The sequence below is a fragment of the Streptomyces sp. NPDC059861 genome (assembly GCF_042731435.1).
In the GTDB taxonomy this organism is placed as follows: domain Bacteria; phylum Actinomycetota; class Actinomycetes; order Streptomycetales; family Streptomycetaceae; genus Streptomyces.
This window is the reverse complement of record NZ_JBHWJQ010000093.1, coordinates 1-1,539: the sequence shown is the minus strand read 5'-3', so window position 1 is coordinate 1,539 and position 1,539 is coordinate 1. Positions and strand designations below refer to the sequence as shown.

Here is a 1,539-nt window from a genome sequence, read left to right as displayed (position 1 = left end):
CGTTATCTTTTTCGCGGTCCTGCAATGGGGCCGCTGGCCTCCGGGCCCGGTATGACTGTGTCCCCTCTGTCGAACGGATGACCTGGGGGGTGGTGTCGCCGGGTCCGGCAGGCGCCGTCGGAGCCGCTGATGAGAGACCCGGCCACCGCCCGGTCCGGCGCAATGCCGGACAGTTCGCGGGCGGCAGGTCTGCATAACGTGGATGCGCGAGCACGGTGCCACCGCCGAGGCCGGCACGGTCAACACCTGCGGAAGGGTGCGATGTTAGACACCGAAGGCATAGGCGTCTTCCTCGGGATGGACGTCGGCAAGACCGCCCACCATGGTCACGGTCTGACCCCGGCCGGGAAGAAGGTCTTCGACAAGGCGATGCCCAACAGCGAGCCGAAGCTGCGGGCCGTGTTCGACAAGCTCAAAGCCAAGTTCGGCTCTGTCCTGGTGATCGTGGACCAGCCCGCCTCCATCGGCGCCCTTCCCTTGACCGTGGCCCGCGACGCGGGCTGCGAGGTCGCCTACCTGCCCGGACTCGCGATGCGGCGGATCGCTGATCTGTATCCGGGGGAGGCGAAAACGGACGCGAAGGACGCGGCGGTGATCGCGGACGCGGCCCGGACGATGCCGCACACCCTGCGTTCGCTGGAGCTGACCGACGAGATCACCGCCGAGCTCACGGTGCTGACCGGCTTCGACCAGGACCTCGCGGCCGAGGCCACCCGCACCAGCAATCGAATACGCGGCCTGCTCACCCAGTTCCACCCCAGCCTCGAGCGCGTGCTCGGGCCCCGGCTGGACCACCCCGCCGTCACCTGGCTCCTCGAACGCTACGGATCCCCGGCCGCACTGCGGAAGGCCGGCCGGCGCAGACTCGTCGAGCTGATCCGGCCCAAAGCCCCGCGCCTGGCCGCACGGCTGATCGATGACGTCTTCGACGCCCTCGACGAGCAGACCGTCATCGTTCCGGGCACGGGCACCCTCGACATCGTGATCCCGTCCCTGGCCGCTTCGCTCGCCGCGGTCCACGACCAGCGCCGGGCCCTGGAAGCCCAGATCAGCACCCTGCTGGAGGCCCACCCTCTTCACCCGGTCCTGACCTCGATGCCCGGAATCGGAGTCAGGACCGCCGCCGTCCTGCTGGTCACCGTCGGCGACGGCAGCGGCTTCCCCACCGCCGGTCACCTCGCCTCCTACGCCGGCCTCGCTCCCACGACCAAGTCATCGGGGACCTCGATCCACGGCGAACACGCACCCAGAGGCGGAAACCGGCAGCTCAAACGCGCCATGTTCCTCTCCGCCTTCGCCTGCATGAACGCCGACCCGGCCTCCCGCACCTACTACGACCGGCAACGAGCACGAGGCAAGACCCACACCCAAGCCCTCCTGCGGCTTGCCCGCCAGCGCATCAGCGTCCTGTTCGCCATGCTCCGAGACGGCACCTTCTACGAGTCCAGAACCCCCACCATCACTCTCGCCGCCTGACTATCGCAAACACCCGCATACCAGGCACCACGTCCTTGACGAAGGACATAGAGACACCCCCCC

The 1,539-nt window shown here is 68.6% G+C and carries 1 protein-coding gene; it reads left to right on the top strand.

The window, feature by feature from the left end; all coding sequences use genetic code 11:
* The first annotated feature begins 261 nt into the window (after window positions 1-261).
* Entirely contained in the window at window positions 262-1,476 is a 1,215-nt protein-coding gene (locus ACFV6X_RS35520; RefSeq protein ID WP_385390553.1) for an IS110 family transposase, read from the top strand.
* Window positions 1,477-1,539: the final 63 nt, after the last annotated feature.